At 40.1% G+C, this 19,414-nt stretch carries 13 protein-coding genes; 9 read left to right on the top strand and 4 right to left on the bottom strand.

The genetic code is table 11. The features are described from left to right. Positions 1–58: 58 nt before the first annotated feature. Positions 59–1,798 carry a bifunctional isocitrate dehydrogenase kinase/phosphatase gene (gene aceK, locus JI723_RS02260; protein ID WP_337979753.1) on the top strand — a complete coding sequence of 580 codons (1,740 nt, stop codon included), beginning with the start codon at positions 59–61 and terminating at the stop codon, positions 1,796–1,798. An 89-nt stretch (positions 1,799–1,887) separates the two neighbouring features. Here the strand turns inward: aceK and JI723_RS02265 are convergent, their stop codons facing one another. Further along, on the bottom strand, positions 1,888–2,532 hold the full coding sequence (locus tag JI723_RS02265) for a bifunctional 4-hydroxy-2-oxoglutarate aldolase/2-dehydro-3-deoxy-phosphogluconate aldolase (RefSeq protein WP_140178754.1): 645 nt from the start codon (positions 2,530–2,532) through the stop codon (positions 1,888–1,890). A 27-nt stretch (positions 2,533–2,559) separates the two neighbouring features. Further along, positions 2,560–4,410: a phosphogluconate dehydratase gene (edd, locus tag JI723_RS02270; protein WP_272581347.1), complete on the bottom strand. Its 1,851-nt coding sequence runs from the start codon at positions 4,408–4,410 to the stop codon at positions 2,560–2,562. 323 nt (positions 4,411–4,733) lie between these two features. On the opposite strand from edd, the gene JI723_RS02275 reads away from it, so the two are divergent. The 3 genes from JI723_RS02275 (at position 4,734) to JI723_RS02285 (ending at position 7,899) form a co-directional block, all read left to right on the top strand. Further along, complete coding sequence (locus JI723_RS02275; protein ID WP_272581346.1) at positions 4,734–5,519, top strand: N-acetylmuramoyl-L-alanine amidase-like domain-containing protein; 786 nt, start codon at positions 4,734–4,736, stop codon at positions 5,517–5,519. Between the two features lie 500 nt (positions 5,520–6,019). Further along, positions 6,020–6,232 (top strand): helix-turn-helix domain-containing protein, encoded by a 213-nt coding sequence (locus tag JI723_RS02280; RefSeq protein ID WP_337979754.1) that lies wholly within the window; start codon positions 6,020–6,022, stop codon positions 6,230–6,232. Between the two features lie 782 nt (positions 6,233–7,014). Next, positions 7,015–7,899, top strand: coding sequence for an N-acetylmuramoyl-L-alanine amidase (locus JI723_RS02285; protein ID WP_272581345.1), 885 nt, complete (start codon positions 7,015–7,017; stop codon positions 7,897–7,899). Positions 7,900–7,968: 69 nt separating this feature from the next. On the opposite strand, the gene iclR is transcribed toward JI723_RS02285, so the two are convergent. Further along, a complete protein-coding gene (iclR, locus tag JI723_RS02290; RefSeq protein WP_070925799.1) occupies positions 7,969–8,799 on the bottom strand; it encodes a glyoxylate bypass operon transcriptional repressor IclR in 831 nt (276 codons plus the stop codon). A 334-nt stretch (positions 8,800–9,133) separates the two neighbouring features. On the opposite strand from iclR, the gene metH reads away from it, so the two are divergent. From metH to JI723_RS02305, 3 genes are all read left to right on the top strand, one after another. After that, positions 9,134–12,817 (top strand): methionine synthase, encoded by a 3,684-nt coding sequence (metH, locus tag JI723_RS02295; RefSeq protein WP_272581344.1) that lies wholly within the window; start codon positions 9,134–9,136, stop codon positions 12,815–12,817. Between the two features lie 58 nt (positions 12,818–12,875). After that, entirely contained in the window at positions 12,876–13,463 is a 588-nt protein-coding gene (locus tag JI723_RS02300) for a hypothetical protein (protein ID WP_070925795.1), read from the top strand. A 98-nt stretch (positions 13,464–13,561) separates the two neighbouring features. Further along, positions 13,562–15,055 carry an SEL1-like repeat protein gene (locus tag JI723_RS02305; RefSeq protein ID WP_319069171.1) on the top strand — a complete coding sequence of 498 codons (1,494 nt, stop codon included), beginning with the start codon at positions 13,562–13,564 and terminating at the stop codon, positions 15,053–15,055. Positions 15,056–15,099: 44 nt separating this feature from the next. Here the strand turns inward: JI723_RS02305 and lysC are convergent, their stop codons facing one another. Next, a complete protein-coding gene (gene lysC / locus JI723_RS02310; protein WP_070925793.1) occupies positions 15,100–16,476 on the bottom strand; it encodes a lysine-sensitive aspartokinase 3 in 1,377 nt (458 codons plus the stop codon). A gap of 382 nt (positions 16,477–16,858) precedes the next feature. Between lysC and pgi the strand changes: the two genes are divergently transcribed. Then, positions 16,859–18,505, top strand: a complete 1,647-nt coding sequence (gene pgi / locus JI723_RS02315; RefSeq protein WP_272581341.1) for a glucose-6-phosphate isomerase — start codon at positions 16,859–16,861, stop codon at positions 18,503–18,505. A gap of 394 nt (positions 18,506–18,899) precedes the next feature. Beyond that, on the top strand, positions 18,900–19,406 hold the full coding sequence (gene ubiC / locus JI723_RS02320; protein ID WP_272581340.1) for a chorismate lyase: 507 nt from the start codon (positions 18,900–18,902) through the stop codon (positions 19,404–19,406). The last annotated feature ends 8 nt before the right edge of the window (positions 19,407–19,414 follow it).

The following is a 19,414-nucleotide window of genomic DNA, read 5'->3' on the forward strand; positions in this document are numbered from 1 at the left end:
ATAGATATTTGTTTATTTTATTGGCACTTTCGAGTGCCATTTTTTATCGGGAGCCGCTATGACATTATCGATTGAGCAGATCATCTCACAAACTATCTTGCAGGGCTTCGATGCTCAATATGGTCGTTTCTTAGAAATTACCTTAGAGGCACAAGAGCGATTTGAACGAGCAGATTGGCATGCAGTCCAAGATGCGATGAAACAAAGGATCAAGCTTTATGATCATCATGTAGGGCTGGTAGTTGCTCAACTGCAATTTATGGGATTAACTCAATCATTAACACCTGAAAAAATATCAAAAATCAAACATGTTTTTACCGAATTACTACCGGGCTATCCTCGTTTCGAAATTGCAGAAAGCTTTTTTAATTCAGTTTATTGCCGCTTATTTAAGCATCGTGAATTAACTCAGGAAAATCTATTTATTTTCACTTCACAGCCTGCGCGCCGTTTCAGCGAATTACCGAGACGATTGACTAAGGAATATCATGTTAATACTTGTTTATCTGAGGTGCTGACAAGGATCCTGAGTACGTTACCTTTACGGTTAAAATGGCACTGTTTATCTGATGATGTGCAATCTATTGTTGACGTATTAACGCAGCGATTTCCTAATATTACTCATGAAACTGTATCATTACATATTGTTGATGAGCTATTTTATCGTAATAAAGCCGCTTGGTTAGTTGGAAAGTTAGTTATTAATAATGAGATCCATCCATTTTTATTGCCCATTCACCGTAATGTGCAGGATGAGATTTACGTGGATGCTTGTTTAACGGGATTTGATGAAGCGAGTATTGTTTTTGGTTTTGCTCGTTCTTACTTCATGGTTTATGCTCCATTTCCTGCTGCTTTAGTTTTTTGGCTACGGGATATTTTACCAAGTAAATCAATAGCTGAATTATATATGGCGATTGGTTGTCAAAAACATGGCAAGACCGAATACTATCGTGAATATCTGGCTTTTATTAATTTTTCTCGTGAACAATTTACCATTGCTCCAGGGGTAAAGGGCATGGTGATGTTAGTATTCACTTCCCCTTCGTTTGATCGTGTTTTTAAGTTAATTAAAGATAAATTTGCGCCACAAAAAGAAGTCACTCGGGAGCGTGTACAAGAGTGCTATCGCATAGTTAAGGAACATGATCGAGTCGGTCGTATGGCTGATACACAGGAGTTTGAAAACTTTATTATTGATAAGCGTTTTATCAGTGATGAATTAATGGAGGAATTATTAAAAGAAGCGCCTTCATTGATTGAAGATTTAGGTGACAAAATACTTATTCGTCATTTGTATATGGAACGAAAAATGACGCCACTGAATATTTATATGGATGATGCAAATGAAGTTCAGTTATGCCATATCATTGATGAGTATGGCCAAGCAATAAAACAACTTGCTGCCGCAAATATTTTCCCTGGTGATATGTTATTTAAAAACTTCGGGGTAACACGTCATGGTCGTGTGATATTTTATGATTACGATGAGATTTGTTATATGAGCGAAGTTAATTTTCGACAAATTCCAGAACCTATGTATCCCGAGCAGGAGCTATCGAGCGAACCTTGGTATAGTGTGGGGGAAAATGATGTTTTCCCAGAGGAGTTTCCTCAATTTTTATGTCAAGATCCTAAAATACGTAGTTATCTACAACAGAAGCATGCGGATCTGTTTACAGCGCAATATTGGCAAGGATTACAAGAAAGAATTCGAAACGGTGATATTGAAGATGTTTACGCATACCATGAAGAGCTGCGTTTTAATCATACTCAAGAAATGATAACCAGCACATAATGCGGGATGATTTATGGTTGAGACTGTTGGTGAAGCGGGATGGAACGGGGGTTCCCGCTTCATATTATTAGCAGAAAATCGAATCGCAATTATGCGAGTTTTGCACCGCTAATAGCTTGTTTTGCAAGTTCGGTGATACGTTGATAATCACCTGCTTCTAAAGCATCTTCAGGGACTAGCCACGAGCCGCCAATACATAGCACACTATTTAACGCTAAATAATCACGATAGTTTGCTGGGGAGATACCACCTGTAGGGCAGAATTTTACTTGTGGGAAGGGGCCTACTATGGCTTTTAGAGCTTTAACTCCACCATTAGCTTCTGCTGGAAAGAACTTAAATTCTGTTAGTCCGTAATTCATCCCTAACATTAATTCAGAGACAGTTGAAACGCCAGGGATCAATGGAATAGTGCCTTTGGTTGCTGCACTGAGTAACTCTTCAGTAAGGCCTGGGCTGATAGCGAACTGGGCTCCTGCTTCAGTGACAGCAGCAAGTTGTTGCGCATTGATAACCGTTCCTGCACCGACAATGGCTTCTGGCACTTCATTGGCAATCAGACGGATTGCTGCAACGGCACACTCTGTTCTTAATGTCACTTCAAGGACTTTCACGCCACCTTTTACTAAGGCTTTTGCGAGAGGAACAGCTTGCTCAAGTTTATGAATGACAATAACAGGAACGACAGGACCGGCATTGAGTACATCTACAGCAGCGAGTTTCCAATTATGCATAATATTTACCTAATTCATTGAAATAACTTAAAAGTTAATGCTACAAGCGCCTTCTTCCGCACCTGAAAAATTGCTTCTGAGAGCACCAAATAATTCACGCCCACAGCCTGAATGCTCAGAACTTAAATCAGGTTGATAGGCTTGGCGGTTAGCGAGTTCTTTTTCATCAACGAGTAGCGTTAATTCACCCGTTAAGCCGTTCACTCGGATCAGATCACCATCTTGGACTTTGGCTAGCAGCCCATTATTATAAGCTTCAGGTGTGACATGGATCGCCGCGGGAACTTTGCCAGAAGCTCCGGATAATCGACCGTCGGTAACAAGTGCTACTTTATAGCCTCTATCCATTAATACACCCAATGGTGGCATGAGCTTATGTAGCTCTGGCATGCCATTAGCTGAAGGGCCTTGAAAGCGAATGACAATAACACAGTCTTTATCTAACGCTCCAGATTCAAAAATCGGTAAAATATCGTGCTGATTGTTAAATACAACAGCCGGTGCTTCGATCAGTTGATTATCTTCAGGTATGGCCGATGTTTTCATTACTGCTCTGCCTAAATTACCCGCTAAAACCTTAGTGCCTCCATGCCGAGAGAAAGGCTGATTAATATCGGCGATCACATGTTGGTCAAATGAATTTTTGGCCCCCTCGCGCCATTCTAAAAGGCCATTATTTAGCCATGGTTCCATGGTATAGCGCGTGAGGCCATTACCAGCAACAGTATGTACGTCTTCATGTAATAAACCTTTAGATAATAGCTGGCGGATCAGTAGCGCAACACCACCTGCTGCTTGGAATTGGTTTATATCGGCTTGCCCATTTGGATAGATACGGCAAATTAGTGGAATAATGGCTGATAGCTCTGAAAAATCATCCCAATTAATGATAATGCCTGCTGCCCGCGCAATAGCAACAAGGTGCATGGTTAGGTTTGTTGAGCCCCCTGTGGCGAGTAATGCAATAATTCCATTTACTATCACTTTCTCGTCGACAAGTTTCCCAATAGGCAAATAATTACCTGACTGCTCTGTTAAACGAGTGATTTGGCGGGCCGCTGCATCAGTTAATGCATCACGCAAAGGAGAATCGGGTTGTATGAAGGAAGCGCCGGGTAAATGAAGCCCCATGACTTCCATCACCATTTGATTCGAATTTGCGGTACCATAGAAGGTACAAGTACCAATACCATGGTAAGAGGCGGCTTCTGCTTCTAATAATGCATTTCGATCAACTTTTCCTTCGACATAGAGCTGGCGAATACGGACTTTTTCTTTATTAGGTAACCCTGTTGCCATTGGGCCTGCGGGAACAAAAATAGCAGGAAGATGACCAAAGGAAAGGGCTCCCATCAGGAGGCCAGGAACAATTTTATCGCAAATACCAAGGTATAAAGCGCCGTCAAACATATTGTGTGATAACCCGATCGCTGTAGACATTGCAATGACATCACGACTGAGTAAAGAGAGCTCCATGCCATCTTGCCCTTGGGTAACGCCATCGCACATGGCAGGGACTCCTGCTGCCACTTGGCCAATTGCACCTGCTGCAAGTAGTGCTTGTTTTAAGCGCTCGGGGTAATTGTCATAAGGACGGTGTGCTGACAGCATATCATTATAAGAGTTAATAATTGCGATATCAGAGCGTGTCATGCTTTTAAGGATCTTTTTGTCTTCAGGTTGGCAAGCTGCAAATCCATGAGCAAGATTACCGCAGGCTAGCTCGGCCCGATGCACAGTACTGCTTCGAGCTTGTTCAATTTTGTTAAGATAGTGTATTCGTGTATTTTTTGAGCGTTCAATAATTCGCTCCGTAATACGCATGATTTCAGGATGAACGGCAAGAGTAGATTTCTCTATCGGACTAGAATTGCTCATGATTGCTGACCTCATTATAGCGATTTTTGGCGACTAACTTGGGTTCTATCGGGCATATCGCGTAAAAATCTTTTCGTCATTCACGTTATGTTACCGGTAACATTGTTTATTGAAATAGCGGTAGTTGCAATGGTTGATAGATAAATTTCGAACTATCTGTGATCTGAATCAAAATTATTCAGGGGAAGACTATAAACAAGGGGCTTGTTTGCTGTGACGAGTTATTATCTTGAATAAATTGTGTTATCTATCTGTTGTTAGAAGTCAATAATACAATGGTGATCGAGTAGGTTGATATCACTATCAATTTTAATGGGAATTTCATGTTAAAACGATTAATGGCAGTGGCTTTATTGTTTATTTCATCAATGAGTTGTGCTGTATCGGTAGTGTTGGAACCGGGGTCACTTTTTATTCTGAATAATATTCAGCGGGATACAGTAGGGTTAACCCCCGAGCTGCGAGTCAAAGTGATAACAGAAAAGTTGCTCGGTACACCGTATAACAACCATACATTAAATTCACAAGCCACAGCAGAAGAGAAGTTAATTATAAATTTAAAATCAATGGATTGTATGACTTTTATTGAATATACAGAAGCTTTCAAGCGTTCTGATGACTATGATGATTTTATTCAGAACCTAGAAAAAATCCGTTATTCAGAAAATGGTATTTCATATGTGACCCGCCGGCATTTCTTTACTGATTGGCTACAGCAAGCAGATAGTTCTATCTCTGACGTTACACAACAGATTAGCTCGAACTCAATTCTAGTAAATAAAACACTTAATAAAAAAAATAATGGTCAATTACTCATACAAGATCTGCCTATAACAAATCGGTTAATTAGATATATTCCAACTAAACATATTGATAATTCTGTTTTAGGATCGATAAAAACTGGTGATTATATTGGTGTTTATTCGAGCAAACCTGAATTAGATGTGAGTCATGTAGGAATTGCTATTCGCCAAGGTGAGAAGGTTTATTTTAGAAATGCATCTTCAATAAAGCGAGTTTTAAAAGTGAGTGATGTAGATTTAAAGCAATACTTACAAGGGAAAACAGGGATAGTCGTACTGAGATCACAATTTGGTCAATTAGACTAAACGATGATAATTGTTTAATTCTAACATTACATATTATTTAAGTTGCCGTTTATATTGGTATTTTGACTTTTTCGCTGTCCAAAGTATGATCTGTATCATATTATTGATAGCAGTACTCTTCTCATTAAAAATAAATATATTGTTTTAAGTGTCTAACTATTTCTATAACGATTTAAAATGTAAGTTATTATGAATGTGTTAAGTGAAAATAATTAATTATAAAAATAGTTATTTTATTTAATAAAATAAAAAGTTATTTAAAAGCAATGAATTACTATTAATCAATTAAAAATTAATAATTATATTATCCTCTTGATAAGTTTAAGCTATCGATTTTTAACCATTTAATTGTCGTTAACTATTTATAATGGGAATTTGACGTTCTATAATAGAACATATAAAAAAATAATATTTATTTCCTGTTCTAGGGGAGGGATACGGCTATCACAAAAAGGAAAAACGTATATGCCTTATTAGGGCATCATTTACGTAAAGCAAGAATGCAAAAAGGGTTATCTGGTAATGAATTAGCAGATATTATTAATTTAAGTCAACAACAGATATCTCGCTATGAACGAGGTATTAATAAACTAAGTTTAGATAAGCTTATAGAAATTGTTGTTTTTTTAGATATTGATGTAGGAGATATCGTTAAAGTTATTCTAACAGAGGTTGAGCATGAAAAACGAATCGCCTATTCAGTAATAAAATAAGGGGTTTTACCTATTTCATATAATTTATATCTTAAATACATATGGGTAACTGATATGAATTTATTAGTTACCATAAAAAACAATAAGAAACTTTAATAATATCAATAGAATTTTTTTATTTATTTTTATGCGTAATTGGTGTGTTTTCAGTAATATATTTTTATATTAATTCTAGGTAGTTTATCTTTTAATGCACTTTTTACTATGAGGTATTATTTTTTATCACCAAGAGGAATCTAAAAATATCGAATAATAGATAAATAAGAAGCCCCGCCTTTCTAACCTGTCTAGAGTCTGCAAACCTTTTCTGGTGATTTTTACAACTAAAAGGATTAAATAAAAGTCTAAAAAATGGATTTTTGTATTTATTAATTGGGCTTATTACTATTAACTTGGTTAAGTATTATCGTGTGAATGTTGCCCTACCAATTCGATTAAAGAGTGTTTCACTCATGTGATGCTACGCTGAGAAGTTTTGCCTCATTCTCTAGGTGGGGGGACTTGCCGTCTTACCTAAATGGTTCCAGTATGAATAAAAATTCATCTTCAGAGGCATTGTGAATAAAAACAGATAGAAAATGATGGGGTAAAGCTAATTTAAATGCTATGAAAAAATAAGATTGATATTGAATTATTAACTACATTTACTGATAAATTTAATATTTTTTAGATTAACTCACATTTTAAATGCCATTTCGTTGGAGTTTTGTGTATTTTTTGTAATCAAATAAAGAGGTACAATAGAAAATATATGGGTTAAGTACAGCATAAAAGGATTTTGAATGATACGTAATTTATTGCTTTTATTAGTATTTATAATAACGGGTTGCTCAACACTCTCTTCTCGAACTGGCTACTATGTTGATACCAGTCATCCATCACAAAATAGTAACCAAAGAATACAATATGTGATAATACATTATACGGTTTCTGATGATGAGTACTCCCTCCACTTGCTAACTAAAGGCAAAGTCAGTTCACACTATTTAATCCCGAGTCAGCCTACACAGGCACATAACCTCCCCGTAATATTGCAACTTGTGCCCGAAGCATTGAGAGCATGGCATGCAGGGGATAGCCGTTGGCGATACCATAGTAGTTTAAATGATAGTTCAATTGGTATTGAAATAGTGAATGCCGGATTTAAGGTGGATCAGAATGGTAACAGGGTATGGGCACCATTTAATCCATCGCAGATTTCTGCATTAATTCCTCTAGTTAAAGATATTATGCAGCGTTATAACATTCCGCCTGAAAATATTATTGGTCATAGTGACATTGCGCCATTACGTAAAGAAGATCCTGGTAGGGCTTTCCCTTGGGAGGCATTGTCAAAACAAGGTATTGGTGCTTGGCCTGATGCAAAAACGGTTGCAAACTATTTATCTAATCGATCAGTGAATGAACCAAGTAATATTTTATTATTACAAAAAGCACTTAGGTTTTATGGTTATGCAGATATTCCTCTGTCAGGTGAATTAGATACCGCGACACAAAAAACGATCAGCGCGTTTCAAATGCATTTTCGACCACGTAATATTGATGGATTGGCGGACGCAGAAACAGAGGCGATAGCTTTAGCATTGATTGAAAAGTATCGTGATATGCCTAAATTTTTATCGTTAAATCAGCTTGAATATCTACAAGGTTCACAAGAAGGGGATTGATGATATTAAGCGTTCAGGTATGTGATATGTCACATACCTTTGACTTTTTGCCGTGTATTCAGATCTCAATTAACGGATCGCTCCATATTCACGGCTGATCTCTTTAGCGGCTTTGATCACCATTGCCCCAAGCTCTGTCACACGATCATCTGTGATGCGAGATAATGGGCCTGAAATAGAAATAGCTGCAAATGCTTCTTTATGTTCATCATAAATGCATGCTCCGATACATCTCAGGCCCAATGCATGCTCTTCATCATCATAGGAAAAGCCTTGTTTTTTTGCTTGTTGTAAATTTTCTTTTAATGCTGATGGCGTAGTTAGAGTATAAGGCGTGTAGGCATGAAGCCCTTTCTTACTGAGTAATGGGATCAGTTGATCTTCAGGTAAGGTAGCGATAAATGCTTTACCTGCTCCTGAAGCATGTAGTGGCAATTTACCACCGATAGGCGCTGACATACGCATTAACGCATTACATTGCACTTGGTCAACAATCACTGCATCAAATTCAGTATGATCCAAGATAGCTAAATTGACCGTCTCTCCAGATTCATCCATTAAACGGCGCAAAATAGGATGAACTAATGCAAGTAAATTACGGCTTTCAAGAAAGCTACTACCAATGATAAATGCGTTAGATGCGATCACCCATAGCCCCAGATCACCAGTTTGGCGCACAAACCCATGCTGTTCTAATGTCATCAGTAGGCGATGGGTAGTTGAGTTGGGTAAGCCTGCTTGCAGCGCAAGATCAGTAAGAGCAATACCGCCTGTTGATTCAGAAATATATTCCAAAAGTGTTAGTCCACGACTTAATGACTGGACTTGACCTGCTGCTGGCGCGCCACTTGCGGGTCCTTTTGCCTTCTTTATTTTTTTACTAATTGATGAAGTCGCCATTAAGTCTCTCCTGACTGGAATGAATTTTTGTTTCTATTATGGATGATCTCACCCCAAAATACTCATCGGATCAGTGAAAAATTAGATCTGAGACAACCTGAAAAACTCTCATCATAGGCTCGAATTTTCGACGCGAAAACTATGATAGGATGATAATGGCAGTAATTTAACTTATGACTATGCTCGCCATACTTCAAGTTACAGGGGTGTTGACTACGCTCAGCTAGCCGAATCACATAGTTTATCTATGCTTCCCGTCTATCTTTGCTTGTCGCCTACCTGCAACTTGAATTATTTTGAGTATATGGTGGTTGTTTTTTAGGAGGCGGTGCAAGTGTCGTATAAAATCAGTCAATTAGAAAAAGAATTAAAAAATAGGATCTTAGTACTGGATGGTGCAATGGGAACCATGATCCAACGTCATAAGCTCACTGAACAACAATTTCGTGGAGAACGATTTGCCGACTGGCCAAGTGATCTCAAAGGGAATAACGATTTACTTGTTTTAACGCAGCCTGAAATTATTCGTGACATCCATGACCAATATTTTGCAGCAGGCGCTGATATTGTTGAGACCAATACGTTTAACTCAACCACCATTGCGATGGCAGACTACAAAATGGAATCGTTGTCCGCTGAGATAAATGAAGCGGCAGCACGAATTGCCCGTGAATGTGCAGATAAATGGACATTAAAGACACCTGAAAAGCCACGTTATGTCGCAGGCGTTTTAGGCCCGACTAACCGTACAGCGTCGATCTCCCCTGATGTGAATGATCCTGCCTATCGTAATGTGAGTTTTGATCAACTTGTTGAAGCTTATCGTGAGTCAACCCGTGCTTTGGTGAAAGGCGGTGTTGATCTGATCATGATTGAAACTATTTTCGATACCTTAAATGCCAAAGCGGCTATTTTTGCGGTTGAAACTGAATTTGAATCATTGGGCATTAAATTACCTGTCATGATCTCAGGCACGATCACTGATGCTTCAGGACGAACCCTATCGGGGCAAACGACTGAAGCCTTCTATAATTCGCTTCGTCATGCGAAACCGATTTCATTTGGATTAAATTGTGCATTAGGCCCTGATGAGTTACGGCAATATGTTTCTGAGTTATCTCGCATTGCTGAATGTTATGTAAGCGCGCACCCGAATGCAGGCCTACCGAATGCTTTTGGTGAATATGATCTTGATGCACAAAATATGGCCGAGCAAATCAATGAATGGGCGCAAGCGGGGTTTTTAAATATTGTCGGTGGTTGTTGTGGGACGACACCTTTGCATATCCAAAAAATGGCCGAAGCGGTACAAGGGATTGCTCCGCGTGTTTTACCGACACTTCCTGTTGAATGCCGCTTATCAGGCTTAGAACCTCTTAATATCGGCGAAAAATCCCTGTTTGTTAACGTTGGTGAACGGACGAACGTAACAGGTTCTGCAAAGTTTAAGCGTTTAATTAAAGAAGGTAATTACCAAGAAGCATTAGATGTTGCGCGTCAACAAGTTGAAAATGGCGCACAAATTATTGATATCAATATGGATGAAGGAATGCTGGATTCAGAAGCTGCCATGGTGCGGTTTTTGAATTTGATTGCAGGGGAGCCTGATATTGCCCGTGTTCCTATTATGATAGATTCATCCAAGTGGGATGTGATTGAAAAAGGGCTCAAGTGCATTCAAGGTAAAGGGGTCGTTAACTCTATTTCAATGAAAGAAGGCGAAGCGGCTTTTATTGAGCATGCCAAGTTGGTGCGTAAGTATGGGGCGGCTGTGGTTATCATGGCGTTTGATGAGGTCGGTCAAGCAGATACACGTGAACGCAAAATTGAAATATGTCGTCGTGCTTATCAGGTGTTAACCGAAACGGTTGGCTTCCCTCCAGAAGATATTATCTTTGACCCCAATATTTTTGCTGTAGCGACTGGGATTGAAGAACACAATAACTACGCTGTCGATTTTATTGAAGTTTGTCAGGACATAAAACAACAGCTCCCTCACGCGATGATTTCAGGTGGTGTTTCGAACGTCTCGTTCTCATTCAGAGGCAATGATCCTGTTCGTGAGGCGATCCATGCCGTATTCCTCTACTATGCGATCCGTAACGGAATGGATATGGGGATCGTAAATGCAGGGCAATTAGCGATCTATGATGATCTCCCTATAGAACTGAAAGAGGCGGTAGAGGATGTGATCTTAAACCGTCGAGAGGACAGTACAGAGCGGTTATTAGAGTTAGCCGAAAAATACCGTGCAACGAGTAGTGGTGAGCAACAAATTCAACAAGCAGAGTGGCGTTCATGGGACGTTGAAAAACGTCTGGAATATGCCTTAGTGAAAGGGATCACCGAATTTATTGTCCAAGACACAGAAGAAGCCCGACAGCGTGCAGCGAGCCCAATAGAAGTTATTGAAGGGCCTCTGATGAATGGTATGAACGTTGTGGGGGATTTATTTGGCGAAGGTAAAATGTTCTTACCTCAAGTAGTCAAATCTGCGCGAGTGATGAAACAGGCCGTAGCTTACTTAGAACCTTATATTCAAGAACTTAAGCAGGCGGGTAGCAGTGCAGGTAAAATATTATTAGCGACGGTCAAAGGCGACGTTCATGATATTGGTAAAAATATCGTGGGTGTTGTTTTACAGTGCAATAATTATGAAATTATTGATTTAGGCGTCATGGTGCCTTGTGAAACTATCTTGAAAACAGCACGTGAGCAGAATGTCGATATTATTGGCTTGTCAGGCTTGATCACGCCATCACTGGATGAAATGGTGCATGTTGCAAAAGAAATGGAGCGACAAGGTTTTACCATCCCTCTGATGATTGGCGGAGCGACGACATCAAAAGCGCACACGGCAGTCAAAATAGAGCCAAACTATAATCATTCGGTGACTTATGTACAGAATGCATCCCGCACGGTAGGTGTGGTCTCAGCGCTACTTTCCGCAACACAAAAAGAAGAGTTTGTTGCACGAACACGCCGTGAATATGAAGTGGTTCGTGAACAACATGGGCGTAAAAAACCCAAAACACCGCCAGTATCATTAGAAGCCGCTCGCGCAAATGCAGTGAAGATTGATTGGCAAAATTACCAGCCACCAGTACCGCGTTTTTTAGGTGTCAAAGAAGTACAAGCATCAATCGAAACATTGCGTCATTATATTGATTGGACACCATTTTTTATGACATGGTCTTTGGCGGGCAAGTACCCACGTATCTTAGAGGATGAAGTGGTGGGGGAAGAAGCACGTAAATTACTGCGTGACGCTAATGCTATGTTAGATCAGCTTTCTGAAAGCCAATCTTTGGTACCGCGAGGAATTTTTGGGTTGTTCCCTGCTAATCGTGTGGGGGATGACGTTGAAATATATACTTCACCTGCGCGTGATAACGTTAATTGTATTGCTCTCAATTTACGTCAACAGACAGAGAAAAAAGAGTTTCCGAATTATTGCTTATCTGACTTTGTGGCACCAAAAGACAGTGGTAAGGCAGATTATATTGGTGCATTTGCGGTCACAGGTGGTTTAGAAGAAGACGCCTTAGCTGACCAATATGAACAACAACATGATGACTATAACAAGATCATGTTAAAGGCATTGGCGGACCGATTAGCGGAAGCATTTGCGGAGTACTTACATCAGCAGGTAAGAAAAGAACATTGGGGCTATGCACCTGATGAAGATTTACCTAATGAAGAACTGATCCGTGAAAAATACCAAGGTATTCGTCCTGCACCAGGTTATCCTGCGTGCCCTGAGCACACCGAAAAAGCCAAAATTTGGCAGTTACTTGATGTTGAAAAGAAAATTGGTATGCAGTTGACTAGCTCTTATGCTATGTGGCCGGGCGCTTCTGTTTCAGGTTGGTATTTTAGTCACCCTGAAAGCAAATATTTTGCGGTTGCTCAGGTACAACGAGATCAAATAGAAGATTATGCACAGCGCAAAGGCATGTCGAACACAGAATTGGAGCGTTGGTTAGCACCTAATTTGGGTTATGATCCAGAGGATTGATTTTTCATCTGTTCGGCACCATCTTATAACAATAGGAAATTTAAAGAGACTGTGAACAATGAGCTATGAATTTATTATTGAAGATACTCTGCCGGCGACGGCAGTTTATCCCTACAAGATCCAAAACAGCGCTGCACCTGAAACTTTTTTCATGAGTGAAGATTTCGTCAGTGCCATGATGAGCATTTTGCAAATCATGGATAAATTGGATACGGATGATATGCTCGATGATCATTGTTTTAACAAGATTTGGTTGCGCAGTGAACTCACGCCAGCACGTGCTGAAGAGATCTATCTTTACTTAGAAAATCCACAATCTATCGATCTTATTCCTTCTAAAGAAGAGATCGATGCTTTCCATCAGGCACAACGTGATGAAGACAAACTGTTGGCGAAAGAAAGCCCGAAAGAAGGCATGATACCTGTACATAAATTTGCGACTAACGATGGCTGGTTAGTGACAGTGAAAGAATGTGGTTGGATAGCTGAAATTTTTTCACCTGAGCTGGTTGGAGAGAACCAATTTGTCGTATCGCAAATTGCTGATTTGTGTAAAGTTAGCCATGAAACTTTAGAAGCAATGCTAGTAGAGTGGGGGAAATTTAACCTATTCGCGAGTAAGCATGGTGGCTATCGAGTGAATTAGGGAACATTTATCTGGGGAATTATTTCCCCAGATAATATTGCTATTCTATATTTTATGTCTTAATCACTTATCCTTTTTCATAAGGAATGTTATGTTATATGCATAATGCCGGTGAATGGACTGAACTGATGAATTTACGATCTTTAATGCTGTTGCTTTGTTTAGGTAACGCAGCTTTTGCGCAAGCAGACACAACAGAGATGCTCTCTGTAAAAGAAAAGCAACAGTCGCCAGCCTCCCTTACCGCACCGCAAAATAATCTTCCAGAAGAATTCATTAATAGACTAAAAGAAGCTGAATCAGGCGATGTTGATGCTATGCTCGATATCGGGCTAGTGTATATGGATGGTACTGATTATCTTCCTGTAGACTCAACAAAAGCATTTACTTGGTTTAAAAAGGCATCTGATATTGGTAACACCGATGGTGATTACTATTTAGGTCTGTTAGCGCAAAATCAGCAGAAATATGAAGAAGCTGCGCGTTGGTACCGTCAAGGTGCAGAACAAGGCGATGCGTATTGCCAATACGGGTTAGGCTTTTTATACGAGCGCGGCTTAGGTGTTAAGCAAGACTATAAGCAAGCAAAGGCATGGTACTCTGAGGCGGCTGAACAAGGACAATCCTATGGGCAATTTGCATTGGGTATGTTTTACCATGATGGGCTTGGCGGTGATGTCGATTATAAAAAAGCGAGGGAGTGGTATGAAGAAAGTGCCCAACAAGGTGTTGCTTCGGCGGTGAATAATTTAGCGGTATTGTATGAAAATGGTGAAGGTGTAGAACAAGATGAAGAAAGGGCCATTAATCTGTATCGCCAAGCTGCCAATATGGGCTCCGCCACTGCGCAAAATAATATGGGGGACTTTTATTATGAAGGCCACCGTTTAATTGAAAAAAATGACTATCAAGCCATTTATTGGTACAAACGAGCGGCTCTGCAAGGTAATTCAGATGCGCAGTTTGCCATGGGTAGGGGTTATGAAAAAGGGAACGGAATAGGTAAGGATTTGGTCAGCGCTTTTGATTGGTATCGACAAGGCGCTGATAATGGCTCAGCACCTGCCGCCATGAAGGTTGCTGAGTTTTATGAGCAAGGACTCGGTGGCGTTAAAGCCGATCATAATAAAGCCATCGAATGGTATATGAGTATGGCAGACGATGGTATTCCTGAAGCACAAATAAAATTGGCCGAGCTCTATCTTGCAGGCCAATTATCGGATGTTGACAGCCAAAAAGTGGTGAGCTGGTTACTTGCCTCTGAAAAGAGTAATGTGCAATCTAAAAACCAACTGGCTCTGTTTTATTTAACGGGGACTGGAGTGCAACAAAACGAGCAGAAAGCCCGTGAATTGCTACAGCAATCGGCATTTAAAGATGTGAGTGATGCACAAAATAACCTTGCGGTGATGTATGCAACAGGACTTGGCGGTGAGAAAAATATTTTCCGTGCCATGATGTGGTTCGAGCGTGCAGCAAAAGCGGGTAATAGTGCCGCAATCGCCAATTTAAAGTTACTGCAAGAGCATCAAGGTGTGACAGCATCAATGCTGAAATATACCGATAATGTGCAAAAATTAATAAAAAAATAGTCAAAAATGGCGGCTTATCATACTAGCCGCCTTATTATCTTCAATCACTCAAATAAATTAGAATGGAGAGTGCGTACAATTTCTTCTGCATCGGCACCGGGTACTAATAAGCAGATATTATGGCTACTTGCGCCATAGCTGATCATTCGAATATTAAATGATTCCAATGCGCCGAAAATTTGTTTTCCTAAGCCATTCACTTGCGACAGTTCATTACCAATAATGGCCACGAGAGCCAGATCTTCTTCGACTTCCACACGACATAATGCAGAAAGTTCCGTCATCAGTGAATTGGTCAATAGGCTACCATTGGTGCCTGTAGAGCCCGTTGTATCCAATGTTAGAGCAACACTCACTTCGGAAGTGGTGATCAGATCAACAGAAATATTATGGCGTAATAATATGGTAAATATTTCAGCCAAAAAGCCGCGTGCATGGAGCATTTTTAGGCTATGCAAGGTCAGTAAGGTTTGTTTACGACGTAATGCGAGTGCTCTAAATTGTGGGGCGTTGACTGTTTTATCGCAAACGAGTGTGCCACCAGCCTCTGGATCTTTACTTGAACCGACAAATACAGGGATGCCTGCGCGTACAGCGGGTAATAATGTCGCTGGGTGAAGAATTTTAGCGCCAAATGTAGCCATTTCAGCGGCTTCATCAAAAGCAATTTCATCGATACGTTGAGCAGCGGGAACCACACGTGGGTCGGTGGTGTAGATACCCGGTACATCGGTCCAAATATCAACACGAGATAAATTGAGCACTTCTGCCAGTAATGCAGCGGTATAGTCACTGCCTCCACGGCCTAACGTGGTGGTACGGCCTTTGCTGTCCTGACCAATAAAGCCTTGAGTGATCACTAAACTATCTTGCAAACGTGGCAATAATTGTAGTTGTGCCGCTTCCTTCAATTGCAGTAAATCAGGTTCGGCTTTGCCAAAACTACCATCGGTTTTCATGACTTTACGAACGTCAAACCACTGTGAGTTTGCACCACGCTGGCGGAGGACTTCAACAAACAGTAAGGTTGACATGAGCTCGCCGTGGCTGACCATTTCATCGGTGAGAGCATCAGATGTGGCAAGTGATGCTGAATCCGCTAAATGTGCGATATTTTCTAATAAACGATCAATTTCTTCGCGTATGACATCGGCATACTGTAACTTATCAATAATAGCATATTGAATATCTTGTACTTTTTGCAGTAGTTGATTACGTTTATCTGTATCACAGCCTTCGGCAAGTTCAATTAACAAATTGGTGATCCCCGCTGAAGCGGAAAGTACCACTACGCGAACATGGCTGTTAGATAAAACGACGTCAGCGCTTTTATTCATTGCATCAAAATTGGCCACACTGGTGCCACCAAATTTAGCGATAATGAATGGACTATTTTCTGACGAAGACGCTACTGCATTCATGATATCAATCCCTTTAGGCAAACTATTTTGCATATAGAAATATCGGGTTAGAGCTATGGCGTCAATGAAGAATCGATGTTAATCAGTAATTTTAATGATGAGCCATTTATTATCGTTTTTCCCGATATACTCGTCATACTTCAAGTCGCAGCGTTGTTGACTACGCTACGCTCGCCGAGTCACATAGTTTATCTATGCTCCCCGTCTATCTTCGCTTGTCGCCTAGCTGCACCATGAATTATTTAGAGTAGAGTCGTAATAAGCTCTGGAAAAATTACAAAAAATTGACCAATATCTTAACTATCACAGGAAACTGATAGGTCGTGATGCCTCGAAGAGTTACAATTTATATTTATTACAAATATTTTGGAGAGTGTTATCCATGAAAAGTATTAATCCAAGCCAAACGGCAGCATGGCGGGCGCTAGAACAACATTTTGCGCAAATGAAAGATACCCATATGCGTGACCTGTTTAAGCAAGACAATAATCGCTTTACCAAATTTTCTGCCACATTTGATGGGCAAATTTTGGTGGACTACTCCAAAAACCGAATTACTGAAGAAACGCTGAATAAATTATTAGCATTGGCTCAGGAAACTGAACTGAAAAGTGCTATCGACAGCATGTTCAGCGGCGAAAAAATTAACCGCACAGAAGATCGCGCTGTTTTACATATTGCATTACGTAATCGTGACAACACACCGATTTATGTCGACGGCAAAGATGTGATGCCAGATGTCAACGCTGTGCTAGAAAAAATGCACAAATTTAGTGAGCGCATTATTAGCGGTGAATGGAAAGGTTATACAGGTAAAGCTATCACAGATGTGGTGAATATTGGCATTGGTGGCTCTGATTTGGGACCATTCATGGTTACAGAAGCATTGCGCCCTTATAAAAACCATTTGAATATGCATTTCGTTTCCAACGTTGATGGAACGCAAATAGCTGAAACGCTCAAACCGCTAAACCCTGAAACAACGTTGTTTTTAATTGCATCAAAAACCTTTACCACTCAAGAAACTATGACTAACGCGCACTCAGCTCGTGATTGGTTATTGGCAGTGGCAAAAGACGAACAGCACATTGCAAAACATTTTGTTGCGCTGTCGACAAACAGTGAACAAGTTGCGAAATTTGGTATTGATACCGCAAATATGTTCGAGTTTTGGGACTGGGTTGGTGGTCGTTATTCATTGTGGTCGGCGATTGGTTTATCCATCATTCTTTCAGTCGGTTATGACAATTTTGTGCAGCTGCTTGAAGGTGCCCATGCAATGGATAAGCACTTCACACAAACGGCTTTTGAAAATAACATTCCTGTATTGCTAGGTTTAATTGGTATTTGGTACAACAACTTTTTTGAATCGGAAACTGAAGCGATTCTGCCATATGATCAATATATGCATCGTTTTGCGGCTTATTTCCAACAAGGGAATATGGAATCAAACGGTAAATATATCGATCGTAATGGTCATAAAGTGCCTTATCAAACAGGGCCGATTATTTGGGGAGAGCCGGGCACAAATGGCCAGCATGCTTTCTATCAATTAATTCATCAGGGAACAAAAATGATCCCTTGTGATTTTATTGCACCAGCAGTAACGCATAACCCGTTAGGTGATCATCACGACAAGCTATTATCGAATTTCTTTGCGCAAACAGAAGCGTTAGCATTCGGTAAGACTCGTGAAGTGGTTGACGCAGAATTTGCAGCACAGGGGAAAAACCCAGCAGATATGGAGTATGTGGCGCCATACAAAGTATTTGAAGGCAATCGCCCAACTAACTCAATCTTACTCAAAGAGATCACACCTTATTCTTTAGGTGCATTGATTGCGATGTATGAGCATAAAATCTTCACTCAAGGCGCGATCCTGAACATCTTCACGTTTGATCAGTGGGGTGTTGAGCTAGGTAAACAGCTTGCTAGCCGTATTTTACCTGAATTAGAAAGTCGTGATGAGGTGAGTAGTCATGATAGCTCAACAAATGGATTGATTAATTGTTATAAAACATGGCGTTAACCTAGTTTGTTATTCATGACAGCCTACCAATAGGGTAGGCTGAAGTTGCTGACGAAGCGGGATAAAAGCGTGGTTTTTCCCGCTTCGTGTTATCAGCCAAAAATCAATAAATTGATTTTCCTTGTTTATTGCAAAAGCCTTAACGACTACCAATACACCAATACAGTAGGCTGTAGTTTATTAATCATTTCAATATTAATGATTTTTGTATTATCGCTAACCTATTAGTAATTAAAAATTTTATTACGGTTAGTTTTCAAATTGTGTTGAATTTATGACTTTTTAACTAAATTGTTAGTTATCTTTAACCTTGCAGCAAAACAACGTGATATCCTTTATAGTTAAGAACCAATATGATGCAATACCACACTATATGGTGGTGGAATTATAAGTAATGGATGAAACGCTTTTTGCCCCTCGCCCTATAACTTGGTTATCTGAGACTGATGACCTTGTTCCTGATAATATTTTAAGTTGGTTGTATGAGCAGGGGTCAATGACGAAACGCCTAGAGCAGCACTGCCAGCGGGTTACTGTCATACCTTATACACAACGCTACGTAACTTTGGACGCTTTGAGTGAAGAAGAGGCGCTGAGTTTACCTGTCAGTGAATATTATTGGTTACGTGAAGTGATTATGTACGGTGATAATATTCCATGGTTATTGGGAAGGACGCTAATTCCGCAAGAAACACTCACAGGCGAAGACCAACAGCTAGTTGATATCGGCGCGGTACCATTGGGGCGTTATCTGTTCAGTCATGATAATCTGAGCCGTGATTATATCCAGATAGGGTTGCAAAATTCGCGATGGATCCGTCGCTCCCTATTAAGGTTGTCTGAAAAACCATTATTATTAACAGAACTATTTTTACCTGAATCACCTGCTTATAAAATATAGAAAATAAA

The sequence above is a fragment of the Providencia manganoxydans genome, from assembly GCF_016618195.1.
GTDB lineage: Bacteria > Pseudomonadota > Gammaproteobacteria > Enterobacterales > Enterobacteriaceae > Providencia > Providencia manganoxydans.

Coding starts and splice junctions, on each gene's coding strand:
- aceK (WP_337979753.1), top strand. CDS start 59: ATGACATTATCGATTGAGCAGATCATCTCACAAACTATCTTGCAGGGC.
- JI723_RS02265 (WP_140178754.1), bottom strand. CDS start 2,532: ATGCATAATTGGAAACTCGCTGCTGTAGATGTACTCAATGCCGGTCCT.
- edd (WP_272581347.1), bottom strand. CDS start 4,410: ATGAGCAATTCTAGTCCGATAGAGAAATCTACTCTTGCCGTTCATCCT.
- JI723_RS02275 (WP_272581346.1), top strand. CDS start 4,734: ATGTTAAAACGATTAATGGCAGTGGCTTTATTGTTTATTTCATCAATG.
- JI723_RS02280 (WP_337979754.1), top strand. CDS start 6,020: ATGCAAAAAGGGTTATCTGGTAATGAATTAGCAGATATTATTAATTTA.
- JI723_RS02285 (WP_272581345.1), top strand. CDS start 7,015: ATGATACGTAATTTATTGCTTTTATTAGTATTTATAATAACGGGTTGC.
- iclR (WP_070925799.1), bottom strand. CDS start 8,799: ATGGCGACTTCATCAATTAGTAAAAAAATAAAGAAGGCAAAAGGACCC.
- JI723_RS02300 (WP_070925795.1), top strand. CDS start 12,876: ATGAGCTATGAATTTATTATTGAAGATACTCTGCCGGCGACGGCAGTT.
- JI723_RS02305 (WP_319069171.1), top strand. CDS start 13,562: ATGCATAATGCCGGTGAATGGACTGAACTGATGAATTTACGATCTTTA.
- lysC (WP_070925793.1), bottom strand. CDS start 16,476: ATGAATGCAGTAGCGTCTTCGTCAGAAAATAGTCCATTCATTATCGCT.
- pgi (WP_272581341.1), top strand. CDS start 16,859: ATGAAAAGTATTAATCCAAGCCAAACGGCAGCATGGCGGGCGCTAGAA.
- ubiC (WP_272581340.1), top strand. CDS start 18,900: ATGGATGAAACGCTTTTTGCCCCTCGCCCTATAACTTGGTTATCTGAG.